The organism is Streptomyces sp. RK9 (assembly GCF_045070545.1).
GTDB classification, from domain to species: domain Bacteria; phylum Actinomycetota; class Actinomycetes; order Streptomycetales; family Streptomycetaceae; genus Streptomyces; species Streptomyces alboflavus.
Map to the genome: position 1 here is coordinate 2,359,921 of NZ_CP173703.1, position 18,147 is coordinate 2,378,067.

12 protein-coding genes are annotated in these 18,147 nt (G+C 72.7%); 5 read left to right on the forward strand and 7 right to left on the reverse strand.

Annotation, left to right across the window (positions count from 1 at the left end; translation table 11 throughout):
* Nucleotides 1-165: 165 nt before the first annotated feature.
* A complete protein-coding gene (gene lgt, locus AB6L24_RS09460; protein ID WP_405654122.1) occupies nt 166-1,155 on the forward strand; it encodes a prolipoprotein diacylglyceryl transferase in 990 nt (329 codons plus the stop codon).
* A 9-nt stretch (nt 1,156-1,164) separates the two neighbouring features.
* Here the strand turns inward: lgt and AB6L24_RS09465 are convergent, their stop codons facing one another.
* The 7 genes from AB6L24_RS09465 to AB6L24_RS09495 are packed head-to-tail and all read right to left on the reverse strand — an operon-like array spanning nt 1,165 to nt 9,134.
* Nucleotides 1,165-2,022, reverse strand: coding sequence for an HpcH/HpaI aldolase/citrate lyase family protein (locus AB6L24_RS09465; protein ID WP_405654125.1), 858 nt, complete (start codon nt 2,020-2,022; stop codon nt 1,165-1,167).
* Nucleotides 2,019-3,236 carry a CaiB/BaiF CoA transferase family protein gene (locus tag AB6L24_RS09470; protein WP_405654127.1) on the reverse strand — a complete coding sequence of 406 codons (1,218 nt, stop codon included), beginning with the start codon at nt 3,234-3,236 and terminating at the stop codon, nt 2,019-2,021. The genes AB6L24_RS09465 and AB6L24_RS09470 overlap by 4 nt, the downstream gene beginning before the upstream one ends.
* Nucleotides 3,233-4,138: a ribokinase gene (rbsK, locus tag AB6L24_RS09475; protein WP_405654129.1), complete on the reverse strand. Its 906-nt coding sequence runs from the start codon at nt 4,136-4,138 to the stop codon at nt 3,233-3,235. Before rbsK ends, AB6L24_RS09470 begins: the two co-directional genes overlap by 4 nt.
* The gene (locus AB6L24_RS09480) at nt 4,135-5,565 is read right to left on the reverse strand and encodes an ADP-ribosylglycohydrolase family protein (RefSeq protein WP_405654131.1); all 1,431 of its coding nucleotides are present in this window, start codon (nt 5,563-5,565) and stop codon (nt 4,135-4,137) included. The genes rbsK and AB6L24_RS09480 overlap by 4 nt, the downstream gene beginning before the upstream one ends.
* Complete coding sequence (locus AB6L24_RS09485) at nt 5,565-6,761, reverse strand: ADP-ribosylglycohydrolase family protein (RefSeq protein WP_405654133.1); 1,197 nt, start codon at nt 6,759-6,761, stop codon at nt 5,565-5,567. The genes AB6L24_RS09480 and AB6L24_RS09485 overlap by 1 nt, the downstream gene beginning before the upstream one ends.
* A complete protein-coding gene (locus AB6L24_RS09490; RefSeq protein ID WP_405654135.1) occupies nt 6,658-8,130 on the reverse strand; it encodes an ADP-ribosylglycohydrolase family protein in 1,473 nt (490 codons plus the stop codon). The genes AB6L24_RS09485 and AB6L24_RS09490 overlap by 104 nt, the downstream gene beginning before the upstream one ends.
* Nucleotides 8,127-9,134 (reverse strand): ADP-ribosylglycohydrolase family protein, encoded by a 1,008-nt coding sequence (locus AB6L24_RS09495; protein WP_405654137.1) that lies wholly within the window; start codon nt 9,132-9,134, stop codon nt 8,127-8,129. The genes AB6L24_RS09490 and AB6L24_RS09495 overlap by 4 nt, the downstream gene beginning before the upstream one ends.
* Before the next feature lie 327 nt (nt 9,135-9,461).
* On the opposite strand from AB6L24_RS09495, the gene AB6L24_RS09500 reads away from it, so the two are divergent.
* From AB6L24_RS09500 to AB6L24_RS09515, 4 genes are all read left to right on the forward strand, one after another.
* Complete coding sequence (locus AB6L24_RS09500) at nt 9,462-10,193, forward strand: VIT1/CCC1 transporter family protein (RefSeq protein ID WP_405654139.1); 732 nt, start codon at nt 9,462-9,464, stop codon at nt 10,191-10,193.
* Nucleotides 10,194-10,585: 392 nt separating this feature from the next.
* Nucleotides 10,586-15,100: a glutamate synthase large subunit gene (gene gltB / locus AB6L24_RS09505; RefSeq protein WP_405657106.1), complete on the forward strand. Its 4,515-nt coding sequence runs from the start codon at nt 10,586-10,588 to the stop codon at nt 15,098-15,100.
* Complete coding sequence (locus tag AB6L24_RS09510; protein WP_380851674.1) at nt 15,093-16,553, forward strand: glutamate synthase subunit beta; 1,461 nt, start codon at nt 15,093-15,095, stop codon at nt 16,551-16,553. Before gltB ends, AB6L24_RS09510 begins: the two co-directional genes overlap by 8 nt.
* 275 nt (nt 16,554-16,828) lie before the next feature.
* On the forward strand, nt 16,829-18,139 hold the full coding sequence (locus AB6L24_RS09515) for a sugar ABC transporter substrate-binding protein (RefSeq protein WP_405654141.1): 1,311 nt from the start codon (nt 16,829-16,831) through the stop codon (nt 18,137-18,139).
* The last annotated feature ends 8 nt before the right edge of the window (nt 18,140-18,147 follow it).

The window sequence follows — 18,147 nt, forward strand, 5'->3', positions numbered from 1 at the left end:
GCCCGGGGACGGGGGTGTCGGCCCCGCCCCGGGCCCGCTCTCTTCCCGGCCGCCGTCCCGCCCGCCGTCCCGCCCGTCAGCCCGGCCGTGTCAGGACCCCGTTATGGACCCGTTGCGGGGCTGGCTGCCGTCGTCGCCGCCCGGCACGGTAGCGTCGACCCTGCCATGGAATTTGCCTACATCCCCAGCCCCTCGCGCGGAGTGGTCGATCTCGGCCCGATTCCGCTGCGCGGCTACGCGTTCTGCATCATCATCGGCGTCTTCGTTGCCGTGTGGCTCGGCAACAGGCGGTGGATCGCCCGCGGTGGCCGGCCCGGCACCGTGGCCGACATCTCCGTGTGGGCGGTGCCCTTCGGACTCGTCGGCGGCCGCCTCTACCACGTGATCACGGACTACCAGCTGTACTTCAGCGACGGCCGTGACTGGGTGGACGCCTTCAAGATCTGGGAGGGCGGGCTCGGCATCTGGGGCGCCATCGCCTTCGGCGCCGTCGGCGCCTGGATCGGCTGTCGCCGCCGGGGCATCCCGCTGCCCGCGTGGGCCGACGCGCTGGCGCCCGGCATCGCCGTCGCCCAGGCCATCGGCCGCTGGGGGAACTGGTTCAACCAGGAGCTGTACGGCAAGAAGACCGACCTGCCGTGGGCGCTGAAGATCACCTCCGCGGAGGACGGCCGGGTCCCCGGCACCTACCACCCGACGTTCCTGTACGAGTCGCTGTGGTGCATCGGCGTCGCCGTCCTGGTCATCTGGGCCGACCGCCGCTTCAAGCTCGGCCACGGCCGCGCCTTCGCGCTGTACGTCGCGTCGTACTGCGTCGGCCGCTTCTGGATCGAGTACATGCGCGTCGACGACGCCCACGAGTTCCTCGGCCTGCGCCTGAACAACTGGACGGCGCTGCTCGTCTTCGTCCTCGCCGTCGTCTACTTCGTGGTGTCGGCGCGGACGCGGCCCGGCCGCGAAGAGGTCGTCGAACCCGGCGCCGCGGAGGACAAGCAGCTCTCCGGCACCGGTGACGCGGCGGCCGACGACACCGACTCCGACGCCGGTGACAAGGCGACCGCCGACGCCACGTCCGGCGGCGACACCAAGTCCCCGTCCATGACCAAGGACCTGACCAAGCCGAAGTCCACGGACGCGGCGGCCGACAAGGGCTGACGGGCTCCGCTACAGCCCGCTCCCGGCGAGCGCCAGCGTCCTGCGGGCCTGCTCCACCACCGCCCGGTCCACGAAGCGGCCGTCCGGGAGGGCGAGCGCGCCCTCCTCGGACGCCGCCGCCTTGAGGACCGACTCGGCCTCCTCGACCTCCCGGGCGGTGGGCAGATAGGCGCGCTCGATCACCGGGAGCTGACGCGGGTGGATCGCGGCGCGGCCCAGGAAGCCCAGGGTGCGCCCGTGCGCGCAGGACGCCGCGAGGCCGTCCGTGTCCCGGATGTCGGGGTGCACGGACTGCGGCGGCGCCGGGAGCGCCGCCGCCCGCGCGGCCACGATCACCCGCGAGCGCGCCCAGTCGAGCCCCGCGTCCTCGCGTACGCCCAGGTCGGCGCGGAGGTCGGCCTCCCCGATGGACACCCCGCGCAGGGCCGGGTGCGCGGTGGCGATGGCGTGGGCCCGCTCGATGCCGAGTGCGGACTCCAGGAGGGCGTGCAGGGCGGGCGCCCCGCCGTCGTGCGGCGCCGCACGCTCCGCCGCGCGGATCACGTCGGCCGGTGAGGTGACCTTGGGCAGCCGCAGCCCGGCGAGTCCGGGCAGCGGGGCGACGGCCCGCAGGTCCGCGTCGGACAGCGGGGTGCCGAGCGCGTTCACCCGGACCTGCACGGCCGGGCGTGCGGTGCCGGGCGACGGCGGGGGCGGCGGCTCGGCGAGGAGTTCCGCGGTGGCCGCGCGGGCGTACTCCTTGCGGGCCGGGGCCACCGCGTCCTCCAGGTCGACCACCACCACGTCCGCGCCCGCCACGAGCGCCTTCGCCACCACGTCGGGCCGGTCCCCGGGCACGTACAGCCAGGTCAGCGGGATCGGTCTCACAGGGCGCCCGCCTCGCGCAGGGAGCTGATCTCGCGGTCGGTGAGGCCGAGCTCGGTGAGGACCGCGTCGGTGTCGGCGCCGTGCGGGCGGCCCGCCCAGCGGATGGCGCCCGGGGTCTCGCTGAGGCGGAACAGCACGTTCTGCATGCGCAGGTCGCCGAGCTCCGGGTCGTCGGGGACGGTGGTGATGGTGCCGAGGGCCGCGTACTGGGGGTCGGTCATGACGTCCCGTACGTCCTGGACGGGCGCCACCGCCGCCTCCGCCTTCTCGAACGCCTCGATCACCTCGGTGCGGGTGCGGTCCGCGATCCACGCGCCGACCGCCTCGTCGAGCACGTCCGCGTGGGCGGCGCGCTCCGAGCCGGAGCCGAACCAGGGCTCGGCGGCCAGGTCGGGGCGGCCCACCAGACGCAGCACGCGCTCGGCGATCGACTGGGTCGAGGTGGAGACGGCGACCCAGGAGCCGTCCGCCGTGCGGTAGGTGTTGCGGGGCGCGTTGTTCGCGGAGCGGTTGCCGGTGCGCGGCTGCACGTGGCCGAGCTGGTCGTACCAGAGGGGCTGCGGGCCGAGCACCGTGAGGATCGGCTCGATGATCGCCATGTCGACGACCTGGCCGCGGCCCGTGTGCTCGCGCGCCGCCAGGGCGGTCATCACCGCGTACGCCGTCGCCAGGCCCGCGATGGAGTCCGCGAGGCCGAACGGCGGCAGCGTCGGCGGCCCGTCCGGCTCCCCGGTGGCCGCGGCGAACCCGCACATCGCCTCCGCGAGAGTGCCGAACCCGGGGCGGCGCGCGTACGGCCCGAACTGGCCGAAGCCGGTGACGCGGGCGAGCACGAGCCGGGGGTTCGCGGCACTCAGCTCCTCCCAGCCGAGGTCCCACTTCTCCAGGGTGCCGGGGCGGAAGTTCTCCACGATCACGTCCGCCTCTGCGGCGAGGCGGAGCAGCGTGGTGCGGCCGCCCGGGGTGGAGAGGTCGAGGGTCATCGTGCGCTTGTTGCGGCCGAGCAGCTTCCACCACAGGCCGACGCCGTCCTTCGCCGGGCCGTGCCCCCGCGACGGGTCGGGGCGGGTCGGGTGCTCGACCTTGACGACGTCCGCGCCGAAGTCGCCGAGGAGCGTGGCGGCGAGGGGACCGGCGAAGAGGGTGGCCAGGTCGAGGACGCGCAGGCCCGTCAGGGGCGGCGGTGGTGGGGTTTTTGGCGCGGTCGGGGTCATGCCGTCGCTCCCGCTTCGGCGTCGATTTCCGTGCGGTACGGCATGGAGGTCGCCGCTCCCGTCCGCTGCACGGAGAGCGCGGACGCCGCCGACGCCCAACTCAGGGCGTCTGGAAGGGAGTTGCCCTCGCAGAGCGCCACCGCGAGCGCGCCCGCGAAGGTGTCGCCGGCGCCCGTCGTGTCCACCGCCGTGACCCGCCGCGCGGGCACCGTGACGGGCTCGGCGCCCCGGGCCGCGTACAGGCTGCCCGCCGCGCCGAGCGTCACGACGACCTCCGGGACCTGGGAGAGGAGCGCGCGGGCCGCCGCGGCCGGTTCGGTGATGCCGGTGAGGGCGGCGGCCTCGTGCTCGTTGGGGAGCAACAGGTCGGTGGCGGCGAGGAGTTCGGGCGGCAGGGGCTGCGCGGGCGCCGGGGTGAGGATGGTGCGGACGCCGTGCTCGCGGGCGGTACGGGCGGCGGCGAGCACGCCCTCCAGGGGGACCTCCAGCTGGAGCAGGAGCGCGGCGGCGGAGGCGATCTCGGCCTTGTCGCCCGCGGACAGCGCGGTGAGCGTGGCGTTCGCGCCGGGGATCACGACGATCGCGTTGCCGCCGTCGTCGTCGACCACGATGTGGGCCGTGCCGCTCGGGCCCTCGACCGTGCGCAGCAGGTCGGTGTCCACGCCCGAGTGGTCGAGCGCGGACCGCAGTTGGGTGCCGAAGCCGTCGTTGCCGACGGCGCCGATCATCGCGACGGTGGCGCCCGCGCGGGCCGCGGCGACGGCCTGGTTGGCGCCCTTGCCGCCGGGAAGGGTGCGGAACTCGCGGCCGGTGACGGTCTCCCCGCGCTGCGGGGCCTTGGCCACGTACGCGACGAGGTCCATGTTGGTGCTGCCGAGTACGGCGATGTGGGGCCGGGTCATGGGTGGGGTGCCTCCTGCGGGGTGGGGTCGTCGGTCAGGTGCGCGGTGAGGCGCGCGAGGGTGTCGAAGCCGGTGCCGTGGAAGCCGCCGACCGAGGTGGCGAGCCGGTTGTGGAGCGGGGCGGTCCAGCGGTCCGGGAGCGCGTCGGGGCGACCGGACAGCAGGCCCGCGACCGAGCCCGCCGTCGCCCCGTTGGAGTCCGTGTCCCAGCCGCCCGACACCACGCGCGTGATCGAGCCGGTGAAGTCGCCGTCGGCGTGCGTGAGGGCGGCCGCGAGCAGCGCCGCGTTCGGGACGACGTGTACCCAGTGGTACCTGCCGTACTCCGCGTGCAGCCGGTCCACCACGGCGTCGAAGTCCCGGTGCGCCCCCGCCAGTTCGATGCCGCGGCGCACCGCAAGAGCCAGGCGCGAGTCCGGCGGGATCACGTCGAGGCCCGCCGCCAGGCTCGCGTGCACGTCGGCCGTCCCCGACGCCGCCGTCGCGATCGTCGCCGCCGCGAACATCGCCCCGTACACGCCGTTGCCCGTGTGCGTCAGACACGCGTCCCGGTACGCCTGCTCCGCCGCCGACGCCGGGTCGCCCGGGTTCGTCCAGCCGTGCACGTCCGCGCGGATCAGGGCGCCGATCCACTCGCGGAACGGGTTGTGGTGGCGGGCCGTGCGAGGTGGCGGTACGCCGTTCAGGAGGTTGCGGTACGCCACGCGCTCCGCCGTGAACGTCCTCGCGGCCGGGAGTTCCTCCAGCCAGAGCGTGGCCACGTCGTGCGTCGTGAACGCCTTGCCGTGGCGCTGGACGAGCAGCAGGTTCAGGAGGGGGTAGTTGAGGTCGTCGTCCTCCGGCATGCCGTCGATGTTCTCGGCCAGGGAGGACTGTGCCGAGCGTCTGTTCCAGGGGTACGCGGTGGTCAGCTCGGGTGGGACGCCTCTTGCCGTGAACCAGGTGTCCAGGGGCCAGTTGCCGGTGGCTTTCGCGAGGGCGCGGATGCCTTCGAGGGGGAGCTTCTCCACGGGCTTGCCGAGGAGGCAGCCCGCGGCTCGGCCGAGCCAGGCGGCGTGGAGGCGGGTGCGGTGGGTGGGCCCTGCCGGGGGCTCCCCAAGCCCGCCCCTTCCCGAAGCGGGGGCTGCCGCCCCCGGGCCCCCGCTGATCGGCGCTTCGCGCCTCGTCCTCAAACGCCGGACGGGCTGGAAGGTCGCGGCTGCTGTCTCGTCTTCCTGTTCCTGGCCGAGTTCGGTCAGGAGGGCTTCTGCCAGGGACCTCAGCTGTGGTGAGGCCTGGTTCGGGGACGCGCCCGAGCGGGGTGGGGTGGTGCAGCCGCCCGCCGCCAGCCAGCGGGCCGTCGCCCCTGTGACGTCTCTGCCCTCCTCCTCCGCCTGGCGGAACTCGTGGGGGAGGAGGTCCTCGGGCTGGAGCCAGGTCAGGCGCATCAGGCGGGGGTGTCCGTCAGGGCCGTGAACGCCGACTCGTGGGTGCGGCGGCGGGCGCGGTCCTTGGTGAAGACCTCCCGGGCGACCTCCGTGAGGGTGAGGGCGGGGGCGTGGAGGTCGAGGCGGCTCGCCTCCCCGACCGTCGTCGACCAGTCGTCGGGGACGGTGGACGCGCCGTGCAGGGCGCCCGCGATCGCGCCGCCCATCGTGGCGGTCGAGTCGCAGTCGCGGCCGTAGTTCACCGCGCCGAGGACGGTGCGGCGGTAGTCGCCGTCGGCGATGAGGAGCATGCCCAGGGCGACGGGGAGTTCCTCGATGGCGTGCAGGCGGGAGGGGCGGCGGGCGCCGAGGGACGGGGCGCGGTAGTCCGGGCCGACCGTGTCGAAGGGGGCGATCGCCGCCCGGAGCGGGGCCAGGGCGGGCTCGAACTCGTCGTACCCGGACGCCGCTTCGGCCACCGCCTCGATCGCCGCGCGCGTGCCGTCCTTCGCCAGGGCGAGGCAGGTGTCGACGACCGAGGCGGGCGTCGCGCCGGGCACGCAGGCCGCCGCCACCGCCGCCGCGAAGACCCCGGCCGCCTCCCTGCCGTACGACGACTGGTGCGCGCCCGCGACGTCCAGGGCCTCGGCGTACGCGCCCGCCGGGTTCGCCGCGTTGACCAGGCCGACCGGCGCCATGTACATCGCGGCGCCGCAGTTGACGATGTTGCCCGCGCCCGCCTCGCGCGGATCCACGTGGCCGTAGTGGAGGCGGGCCACGAGCCACTTCTCGGCGAGGAAGAGGCGGTGCAGGGGGAGGGCGTCCGCCTCCAGTTCGGGGATCCAGCGGGGGGTGGTGATCAGGTCGGGGACCAGGTGGTCGGCGATCGCGTACGCGTCGAGGTGGTCGCGGACCGTGGCGTACACGCGGATCAGCGCGTGGGTCAGCAAGGTGTCGTCGGTGATGTGTCCGTCGCCCTTGTGGTACGGGGCGATGGGGCGGGCCGTGCGCCAGTCGTCCCCGTGCCAGGGGCCGACGATCCCCCGGATTCGGCCGCCGTGGCGTTCGGCGATCTGGTCGGGGGAGCAGCCCTCGACGGGGCCGCCGAGCGCGTCACCGACCGCCGCGCCGACCAGGGCGCCCGTCACGCGGTCGGCGAGGCTCAGCGTCGGACGGCTCGCCCGGGAGCTCGACGGTGTCGGATCCAGTGGTGGCATGTCCCGAGTCCTCCTGTGGAGTGGGTGGTTCGGTGTGCGCCCGCGCCAACTGCCCGGCCAGCTCCACCAGATCGGTGCCCGCGAGGCGCGGCAGGGCGCAGCCGGAGAGGGTGCGGCAGGTCTCCCGCCACGTGTACGGGATGGCGGTGGCCGTGGCCAGGGCGCCGGTCAGCGCGCCGGCGAGGGCGGGCGCGGAGTCCGCCACGCGGGACAGGCAGGCCGCCGCGGGGACCGCCTCGCGGATCCGGCCCCCGGCGGCGACGGCCAGGGCCAGGGCCACCGGGACGGTCTCGGCGGCGGCGATGCCGTAGCTGTAGACGTGGTCGACGATTCTGTGCTCCAGGAGCGGGACCAGGGCGAAGGTGGCGTCGCCCGGGTGCGGGGACTGTGCGCAGGCGCGGGCCAGGTCCAGGGCGTGGCGGGCGTTGCGGCCGATCTCGGTGTGCGCGGGCAGTTGGGCGAGGGCGGCGGCCGCGGCCTCCTCGGGGGACGCGCCCGTGAGCGCGGTCGCGATCGCCGCGGCCATCGCGCGGGCGCCGTGGACGCCGTCGCCGTCCTGGGTGTAGCGGGCGTCGAACTCGGCCAGGTCGGCGGCCCGTTCGGGTGCGCCCGGGTGGACCAGGGCGAGGACGCAGGCGCGTACGCAGGCGGCGTCGTCGAAGAAGTGCGGGTTGTCGTGGCCGGTGGCGGGTGGGCGCAGACCCGCGGCGAGGTTGCCGAGGCCCGCGCGTACGGAGATGCGGGCGCGCAGGGGGAGTACGGCGGACTCCACCTCCGGGGCGCGGGATGCCGCCGCTGCCACCTCGCTGGCCAGGGTGTTCCAGGCGAGGGCCAGGGTCGCTCGGGTGCGGCGGTCCCGGGTGAGGGTGCGGTCCAGGGTGCCGTCCGTCGCCTTCAGTACGGCTTCGGCGGTGAAGGCCGCCCACTCGGCGTCGTCGGAGGGGCCGAGGCGGAGGGGCTCGGGGGGCTGGTTCAGGGCGATGGGGACGGGGAGGGTGGTGGTCGCGTTGTGTTCGGCGAAGGTGTCCAGTTCTCGGGTGAGGCGGCGGGTCCAGGTGGGCATGCGTGCCGCGCGGTGGCGGGCTGCGGGCCAGCCTGCGGCGTCGCCTGCGGCCAGGCCTAGGAGGAGGCCTTCGGCGCGGGTGCCCGTCGTCGTGCCCTGGGGCGGGGTGGCCCTAGGGGGGCCTTGGCCGGTGTGGGGCTCGGGGGTGCCCGGCGCCGGGGCGGAGGTCAGGGCGAGTGTGTTGCGCGCCGCCGCGGTGTCCGCCGTGCCCACCCTTCCCCAAGCTCTCGGCTCCGCTCGAGCAGGGGATGCCCCTACCGCCCTCTGGGCGGACCAGCTGCCCACAGCGGGGGATGCGGGCTTCATGATTCTTCCCCGTCCGGCGTGAGCAACTCTGCGATGTCCAGGACGTGATGGCCCCGCATCGACGGGAGGCAGGTGCCGAGGGCCGGGCCGATGGGAGTGGACCAGTCCGGGGGGATTGCTGTGGCGCCGCAGGTGGCGCCTGCCAGGGCGCCCGCGACCGCTGCCGTGGTGTCGGCGTCGCGGCCCATGTTCACCGCCGTGAGGACCGCCGTCGTGAAGTCGCCCCCGGCGGCCGCGTACGCGCCGAAGGCGAGGCCGACCGCCTCGGGGGCGAGATCCGTCCACGGGTAGCCGCCGATGACGACCGCCGAGCGGACCGCGCGTTCGCCGCGGTGGGCGACGGCGACGGCCCGGCGCAGCGAGCGGGCGGTCCAGCTGTCCGCCGGGATGACGGACAGGGCCGCCGCGACCACCGACTCCACCGGCGCCCCCGCCATCGCCGCCGCCACGCCCGCGGCCACCGCGCGGCCGCCGTGGATGCCCTCGCCCTCGTGGCTCACGGTGCCGTCGACGGCGACGAGTCGGGCCGCTTCGGCGGGGGCGCCCGCGGCGAAGACGCCGAAGGGGGCGGCGCGCATCGCGAGGCCGTCGCTCCAGGCGTGCCGGTGCTGGGCGGAGATGGGCGCGGCGAGGCCCCGGCGCAGGTTCTCCAGGGTGCCGCGTTCGCTGAACCCGGCGCCCCGGAAGGGGCCTTCGTCGAGGTCGGCGATCCACTGGTGCCAGGCCGCCTCGACGTGCGCGACGGTGAGCGCGGAGCCGTGCCGGGCGAGGAGCAGCCCGGAGAAGATGGCGTACTCGGTGTCGTCCGTGCCCGCCGGATGCTCGACGACGTACCCCGTGATGCGGCCCCAGCGGCGGCGGATCTCGGACGGCTTCATGTTCTCCGCGGGCGCGCCGAGCGCGTCGCCGACGGCGAGGCCGAGCATCGCGCCGCGGGCCCGCTCGCGGAGTCCGCCGGCGTCACCGGGCGCCGGGACCGAGGGAACACATGCGACGGATGCCATGCCGTGCCTCCCTGTCACGCTGACTGCCGGGTTGAGTTGCGTTGGACCATCCCTGCCACGCGACGGCACTCATGTGAGCATTCGTGCGCTCAGCGTCACCCCTTCGGCATGAAGGACAGGCTCCGCGCGAGGTGCGGGGGAGGGCCCGCCGAGGCGCGTTTTCGCAGGTAAGTACGGCCTTCCTTGCTGGCGGGCAAGATTTTTCGCGCGTACTTTCGAGGGTGTCCGAGGGGGAGGGACCGGGGCCGGAGCGCTCCGTACCGGGGTGACGTGTGCCCCCGTCCGCATGCGCGTGCCCCCGTCCGAGTGGGAGGAAGAGTTTTCGTCATGGCGATCATCGAGATCGAGGCCCCGCTGCACGAGGCGCACCGGGACAACCACACCCACCGCGACGTCAACGGCGGCTGGCTGCGCCCCGCCGTCTTCGGCGCCATGGACGGTCTCGTGTCCAACCTGGCCCTGATGACCGGTGTCGCGGGCGGGGCGGTGTCGCGCGAGACCATCGTCATCACCGGCCTCGCGGGGCTCGCCGCCGGCGCGTTCTCCATGGCCGCGGGCGAGTACACCTCCGTGGCCTCGCAGCGCGAGCTGGTCCAGGCCGAACTGGACGTGGAGCGCAGGGAGTTGCGCAAGCACCCCCAGGACGAGGAGCGGGAGCTGGCCGCGCTGTACGTGTCGCGCGGCGTCGAGCCCGAGCTGGCCGGTGAGGTCGCCCGGCAGCTGTCCAAGGACCCCGAGCAGGCCCTGGAGATCCACGCCCGCGAGGAGCTGGGCATCGACCCGGGCGACCTGCCCTCGCCGCTGGTCGCCGCCGTGTCCTCGTTCGGCTCCTTCGCGCTCGGCGCCCTGCTGCCCGTACTGCCGTATCTGCTCGGGGCCGGTGCCCTGTGGCCCGCGCTCCTGCTCGCGCTGATCGGGCTCTTCGCGTGCGGTGCGGTCGTGGCCAGGGTGACGGCGCGGTCCTGGTGGTTCAGCGGGCTGCGGCAGCTCGCGCTGGGCGGTGCCGCGGCGGGTGTGACGTACGCCCTGGGCAGCCTGTTCGGGACGGCCGTAGGATAGGCGGCCGTGCAGGTGTATGCAGGATTCTGCATAAGTAGTCGTTACCGTGCGGTTTCGATTCCTTGACCGCTGGGCATGAGCCGTAAGCGCTGCGGGCAATGAGGCCCCTGGCGCTCCGGACCCGCGGCCACCGATCTGTCCGCTTCCGGTCCCCTCCCGCCGCTCTCGACCCCCCAGAGCGCGTCCACATGCTGGAATGAAGTATCCGCTTTTCGAGAAGCGGTCCATCATGTAACCTGCACGAAATTTAGCCAGGGCCAACGTCGTCCCTATCGCCGCTCGCGCCCCCGGAGCCCCATTCGCCCGGGAGGTTGCCCCCCATCACGACGACGGGAGTGCCGATGCGTTCCGACGCCTGGTCGCCCATGGACGGTCGCCCCGCCCCGCAAGGGATGTACGACCCCCGTAATGAGCACGACGCCTGTGGTGTCGGGTTCGTGGCCACCCTCACCGGTGAGGCGAGCCATGAGCTCGTCGAGCAGGCGCTGACCGTACTGCGCAATCTCGAACACCGCGGCGCCACCGGTTCCGAGCCCGACTCCGGCGACGGCGCCGGCATCCTGCTCCAGGTCCCGGACGCGTTCCTGCGCGAAGTGGCCGGATTCAGCCTCCCCGAGGCAGGCGCGTACGCCGTCGGCATCGCCTTCCTGCCGCAGGACTCCGCCGCCGAATCCGTCTCACGGATCGAGACGATCGCCGCCGAAGAGGGCCTGACCGTGCTCGGCTGGCGCGAGGTCCCCGTCGCCCCGACGCTGCTCGGCGCCACCGCCCGCTCGACGATGCCGGTCTTCCGCCAGCTGTTCGTCGCGGACAGCGAGAGCAGCGGGCTCGTCCTGGACCGCAAGGCGTTCGTGCTGCGCAAGCGCGCCGAACGCGAGGCGGCCACCTACTTCCCCTCGCTCTCGGCCCGCACGATCGTCTACAAGGGCATGCTGACCACCGGCCAGCTGGAGCCCTTCTTCCCGGACCTGTCCGACCGCCGCTTCGCCACGGCCATCGCCCTCGTCCACTCGCGGTTCTCCACCAACACGTTCCCGAGCTGGCCGCTCGCGCACCCGTACCGCTTCGTGGCGCACAACGGTGAGATCAACACCGTGCAGGGCAACCGCAACTGGATGCGGGCCCGGGAGTCGCAGCTGGTCGGCGAGGTCTTCGGGAGCAAGGAGAAGCTGGAGCGGACCTTCCCGGTCTGTACGCCGGACGCCTCCGACTCCGCCTCCTTCGACGAGGTCCTCGAACTCCTGCACCTCGGCGGCCGCTCGCTGCCGCACTCGGTCCTGATGATGATCCCGGAGGCCTGGGAGAACCACGCCTCCATGGACCAGGCCCGCCGCGCCTTCTACCAGTTCCACGCCACGATGATGGAGCCCTGGGACGGCCCGGCCTGCGTCACCTTCACCGACGGCACCCAGGTCGGCGCGGTCCTCGACCGCAACGGCCTGCGCCCCGGCCGCTACTGGGTCACCGACGACGGCCTGGTCGTCCTCGGCTCCGAGGTCGGCGTCCTCGACATCGACCCGGCCAAGGTCGTCCGCAAGGGCCGCCTGCAGCCCGGCCGGATGTTCCTCGTCGACACCGCCGAGCACCGCATCGTCGAGGACGACGAGATCAAGGCCGCCCTCGCCGCCGAGAAGCCCTACGCGGAGTGGCTGGAGGCCGGCGAGATCGAGCTGTCCGACCTGCCCGAGCGCGAGCACATCGTGCACACCCACGCCTCCGTCACGCGCCGCCAGCAGACCTTCGGCTACACCGAGGAGGAGCTGCGCATCCTGCTCGCCCCGATGGCCAAGGCCGGGGCGGAGCCGATCGGCTCGATGGGCACGGACACGCCGATCGCCGCGCTCTCCGCGCGCCCGCGGCTGATCTTCGACTACTTCACCCAGCTGTTCGCGCAGGTCACCAACCCGCCGCTGGACGCCATCCGCGAGGAGCTCGTGACCTCGCTGCGCTCCTCGCTCGGCCCGCAGGGCAACCTCCTCGACCCCACCGCGGCCTCCTGCCGCAGCGTCACCCTGCCCTTCCCGGTGATCGACAACGACGAGCTGGCCAAGCTCATCCACATCAACGCCGACGGCGACATGCCCGGCATGAAGGCCGCGACCCTCTCCGGCCTGTACCGCGTCGGCGGCGGCGGTGACGCCCTGACCGCCCGCATCGAGGAGATCTGCGCCGAGGCCGACGCCGCCATCGAGGCCGGCGCCCGACTGATCGTGCTCTCCGACCGGCACTCCGACGCCGAGCACGCCCCGATCCCCTCGCTCCTGCTCACCGCGGCCGTCCACCACCACCTCATCCGCACCAAGCAGCGCACCCAGGTGGGCCTGCTCGTCGAGGCGGGCGACGTGCGCGAGGTCCACCACGTCGCGCTGCTCATCGGCTTCGGCGCCGCGGCCGTCAACCCGTACCTGGCGATGGAGTCCGTAGAGGACCTGGTCCGCGCGGGCACCTTCCTGCCCGGGATCGAGGCCGAACAGGCCATCCGCAACCTGATCTTCGCCCTCGGCAAGGGCGTCCTGAAGGTGATGTCCAAGATGGGCATCTCCACGGTCGCCTCCTACCGCGGCGCGCAGGTCTTCGAGGCCGTCGGCCTCCAGGAGGCCTTCGTCGAGAAGTACTTCAACGGCACCGCTTCCAAGATCGGCGGCGTCGGCATCGACGTCGTCGCCCAGGAGGTCGCCGCCCGCCACGCCAAGGCCTACCCGGCCTCCGGCGTGCCGTCCGCGCACCGCGCCCTGGAGATAGGGGGCGAGTACCAGTGGCGCCGCGAGGGCGAGCCGCACCTGTTCGACCCCGACACGGTCTTCCGCCTCCAGCACTCCACGCGCAGCCGCCGCTACGACATCTTCAAGCAGTACACGGACCGCGTGAACGAGCAGTCCGAGCGCCTGATGACGCTCCGGGGCCTGTTCGGCTTCAAGAGCGAGGGGCGGGCGCCGATCCCCGTCGACGAGGTCGAGCCGGTCTCCGAGATCGTCAAGCGCTTCTCCACGGGCGCCATGTCGTACGGATCGATCTCCCGCGAGGCGCACGAGACCCTCGCCATCGCCATGAACCAGCTGGGCGGCAAGTCCAACACCGGTGAGGGCGGCGAGGACGCGGACCGCCTCTACGACCCGGCGCGCCGCTCCTCCATCAAGCAGGTCGCCTCCGGGCGCTTCGGCGTGACCAGCGAGTACCTGGTCAACGCCGACGACATCCAGATCAAGATGGCCCAGGGCGCCAAGCCCGGCGAGGGCGGCCAGCTGCCCGGACACAAGGTCTACCCGTGGGTGGCCAAGACCCGGCACTCGACGCCGGGCGTGGGCCTCATCTCCCCGCCGCCGCACCACGACATCTACTCCATCGAGGACCTCGCCCAGCTCATCCACGACCTGAAGAACGCCAACCCGCAGGCCCGCATCCACGTGAAGCTGGTCTCCGAGGTCGGCGTCGGCACGGTCGCCGCGGGCGTCTCCAAGGCGCACGCGGACGTGGTCCTCATCTCCGGCCACGACGGCGGCACCGGCGCGTCCCCGCTCACCTCGCTCAAGCACGCGGGCGGCCCCTGGGAGCTCGGCCTCGCCGAGACCCAGCAGACGCTGCTCCTCAACGGCCTGCGCGACCGCATCGTCGTGCAGACCGACGGCCAGCTGAAGACCGGCCGTGACGTGCTCATCGCCGCGCTGCTCGGCGCCGAGGAGTTCGGCTTCGCGACCGCCCCGCTCGTCGTGTCCGGCTGCGTCATGATGCGCGTCTGCCACCTGGACACCTGCCCGGTCGGCATCGCCACGCAGAACCCGACGCTGCGCGAGCGCTTCAGCGGCAAGGCCGAGTACGTCGTGAACTTCTTCGAGTTCATCGCGCAGGAGGTCCGCGAGCTCCTCGCCGAGCTCGGCTTCCGCTCCATCGAGGAGGCCGTCGGCCACGCCGAACTCCTCGACACCGAGCGGGCCGTGAACCACTGGAAGGCCCAGGGCCTGGACCTGGAGCCGCTGTTCCACGTCCCGGACCTGCCCGGTGGTGCCGTCCGCCACCAGGTCGTCGCCCAGGACCACGGCCTGGAGAAGGCCCTCGACAACGAGCTGATCAAGCTCGCGGCCGACGCGCTCGCCGCCGACTCCCAGGCGGACGCCCAGCCGGTCCGCGCCCAGGTCGCGATCCGCAACATCAACCGCACGGTCGGCACCATGCTCGGCCACGAGGTGACGAAGAAGTTCGGCGGCGCGGGCCTGCCCGACGACACCATCGACATCACCTTCACGGGCTCGGCGGGCCAGTCCTTCGGCGCCTTCGTGCCGCGCGGCGTCACCCTGCGCCTGGAGGGCGACGCCAACGACTACGTCGGCAAGGGCCTGTCCGGCGGCCGCATCGTGGTCCGCCCCGACCGCGGCGCCGACCACCTCGCCGAGTACTCCACCATCGCGGGCAACACCATCGGCTACGGCGCGACCGGCGGCGAGCTGTTCCTGCGCGGCCGCACCGGCGAGCGGTTCTGCGTGCGCAACTCCGGCGCGCTCGTGGTGTCCGAGGGCGTGGGCGACCACGGCTGCGAGTACATGACCGGCGGCCACGCGGTCGTCCTCGGCGAGACCGGGCGCAACTTCGCGGCCGGCATGTCGGGCGGCATCGCGTACGTCATCGACCTGGACCGCGACAACGTCAACGCCGGGAACCTGGCGGCCGTCGAGCCGCTCGACGACACCGACAAGCAGTGGCTGCACGACGTCGTGCGCCGCCACCAGGAGGAGACGGGCTCCACCGTCGCCGAGAAGCTGCTCGCGGACTGGGAGACCTCCGTGAACCGCTTCAGCAGGATCATCCCCACCACGTACAAGGCAGTGCTCGCCGCCAAGGACGCCGCCGAGCGGGCCGGACTCACCGAGTCCGAGATCACCGAGAAGATGATGGAGGCGGCGACCAATGGCTGATCCCAAGGGCTTTTTGAACCACGGCCGCGAGGTCGCCGAGACCCGCCCGGTCCCCGAGCGGCTGCGGGACTGGAACGAGGTCTACGTCCCGGGCTCGCTGCTCCCGATCATCTCCAAGCAGGCCTCGCGCTGCATGGACTGCGGCATCCCGTTCTGCCACAACGGCTGTCCGCTCGGGAACCTCATCCCCGAGTGGAACGACTACGCCTACCGCGAGGACTGGTCCGCCGCCTCCGAGCGGCTGCACGCCACGAACAACTTCCCGGAGTTCACCGGCCGCCTCTGCCCGGCCCCCTGCGAGGCGGCCTGCGTCCTCGGCATCAACCAGCCCGCCGTCACCATCAAGAACGTCGAAGTCTCCATCATCGACAAGGCCTGGGAGACCGGTGACGTGGCGCCGCAGGCGCCCGAGCGCCTGTCCGGCAAGACCGTCGCCGTCATCGGCTCGGGCCCCGCGGGCCTCGCCGCCGCCCAGCAGCTCACCCGCGCCGGGCACACCGTCGCCGTGTACGAGCGCGCCGACCGCATCGGCGGCCTGCTGCGCTACGGCATCCCCGAGTTCAAGATGGAGAAGCGGCACATCAACCGCCGCATCGAGCAGATGCGCGCGGAGGGCACCAAGTTCCGCACCGGCGTGGAGATCGGCCGCGACATCGACGCGGCGAAGCTGCGCAAGCGCTACGACGCCGTGGTCATCGCGGCCGGCGCCACCACCGCCCGCGACCTGCCCGTCCCCGGCCGCGAGCTCAAGGGCGTCTACCAGGCGATGGAGTACCTGCCGCTCGCCAACAAGGTGCAGGAGGGCGACTACGTGACCACGCCCGTCTCCGCCGAGGGCAAGCACGTCGTCGTCATCGGCGGCGGCGACACCGGCGCGGACTGCGTGGGCACCGCTCACCGCCAGGGCGCGGCCTCCGTCACCCAGCTGGAGATCATGCCCCGGCCGGGCGACGAGCGGTCCGCCGGGCAGCCCTGGCCGACCTTCCCCATGCTCTACAAGGTCACCTCGGCCCACGAGGAGGGCGGCGAGCGGGTCTACTCGGTGTCGACCACCCACTTCGAGGGCGACGAGGACGGGAACGTGCAGTTCCTGCACCTGGTCGAGGTCGAGTTCGTGGACGGCAAGCTCAACCAGAAGCCGGGCACCGAGCGGCGCATCCCCGCCCAGCTCGTCACGCTGGCCATGGGCTTCACCGGCACCGACCGGGAGAACGGCATGGTGGAGCAGTTCGGGCTCGACCTGGACGCGCGCGGGAACGTCGCGAGGGACGGCGAGTTCCAGACCAACGTCCCCGGTGTGTTCGTCGCCGGTGACGCCGGGCGCGGCCAGTCGCTCATCGTGTGGGCGATCGCCGAGGGGCGCTCGGCCGCCCGCGGCGTGGACCGCTTCCTCACCGGTGCGAGTGATCTTCCCTCGCCCATTCGCCCGACCGACCGGGCCCTGACGGTGTAATCCGTACGGCCCCTTCACACGTCCCGTACAACGGCGTACGGAACTGGCGCGGCGCCTGCCCTGTCCCCGACCGGACACTGGGTGGGCGTCGCGTTTTTCGTGCGCTCCGCACCCGGCGCCTACACCGTGATTGCGTCATGCGCAACGACGATTGCAAGCCGTAGCGCACCGCGCAACGGTGATTACGGTTCGGCCGCTTCGCCGAAAGGGTCTAGACCGCCCACACTCTGTGTGACCAGAATCGCTCTCACCATAGGAACCTGAAGGGGGCCGGCATGAAGCGACGTGTCATCGCGGCAGGTTGTATCGCCATGGCGCTCGGTCTGACCGCGACCGCGTGCGGTGGCGATGACGGCGGCGACAGCGGGGACAACGGCGGCAAGGTCGACGGCAAGGGCAAGACGCTCACCGTGTGGATCATGGAGGGCACCAACCCCGATCCCCGGCCCTTCTTCAAGGAGGTCGGCGCGGCCTTCGAAAAGAAGACCGGCGCCAAGATCAAGGTCGAGTACCAGCAGTGGGCGACCGCCCAGAAGAAGTTCACGACCGCGATCGAGGGCGGCGAGGACCAGGTCCCCGACGTCGCCGAGGTCGGCACCACCTGGGTGCCGCAGTTCGCCGAGACCGAGGCGCTCGTCGACGTCACGGACGACGTGAAGAAGTCCGGCCTCGCCAACGACCTGGTCGAGGGCCTGAAGGACGCGGGCACGCTGGACGGCAAGCAGTACGGCATGCCGTGGTACGCGGGCGTGCGGTCCATCGTCTACCGCAAGGACATCTTCGAGAAGCACAAGCTGAAGCCGCCGACGACCTGGAAGGAGCTCCAGTCCACGGCGAAGACGCTGAAGGACAAGGAGCCCGGCCTGATCCCGTTCCCGGTGGCGGGCGGCGCGGAGATGTTCGCGACCCCCTTCGTCTGGGGCGCGGGCGGTGAACTCGCCACCCAGGACGGCGACAAGTGGAAGTCCGCCATCAACTCGCCCCAGGCGATCAAGGGCCTGGAGTTCTACACCGGCCTCGCCACCAAGGACAAGGTCTCCCCGGCCAAGGTGAACACCTGGACCGAGAAGGAGGTCGGCGACGCCTGGAACAAGAGCCAGATCGCCATGGCGATCGGTGGCAACTGGACGCCCAAGGCCATCACGGATGCGAACCCCAAGCTCAAGGGCAAGCTCGGCGCCGTCCCGATCCCGGGCGAGAACGGCGGCATGAGCAAGTCCTTCCTCGGCGGCTCCTACCTGTCCGCGTTCAACACGGACAAGAAGGAACTGGCCTGGGAGCTGGTCAAGCTCATGACGACCGGTGAGTTCGCCGCGAAGTGGGCCAAGCAGACCAACTACTTCCCCGGCCAGAACTCCGAGCTGAAGAAGATCGAGGGCCAGAAGGACCCGCTGGTCGAGCCGTTCGCGAAGCAGATGATCGAGGCCGGCGCCACGGTGCCCAAGACCAAGGCGTACGGCGAGATCCAGGCCTCGCAGGTCGTCACCGGCATGGTCCAGTCGATCCTCACCGGCAAGTCGTCCGTGAAGGAGGCCGCGGACAAGGCGGCCAAGGACATGGACGAGATCTTCGCCAAGGACAAGTAGGCACACAG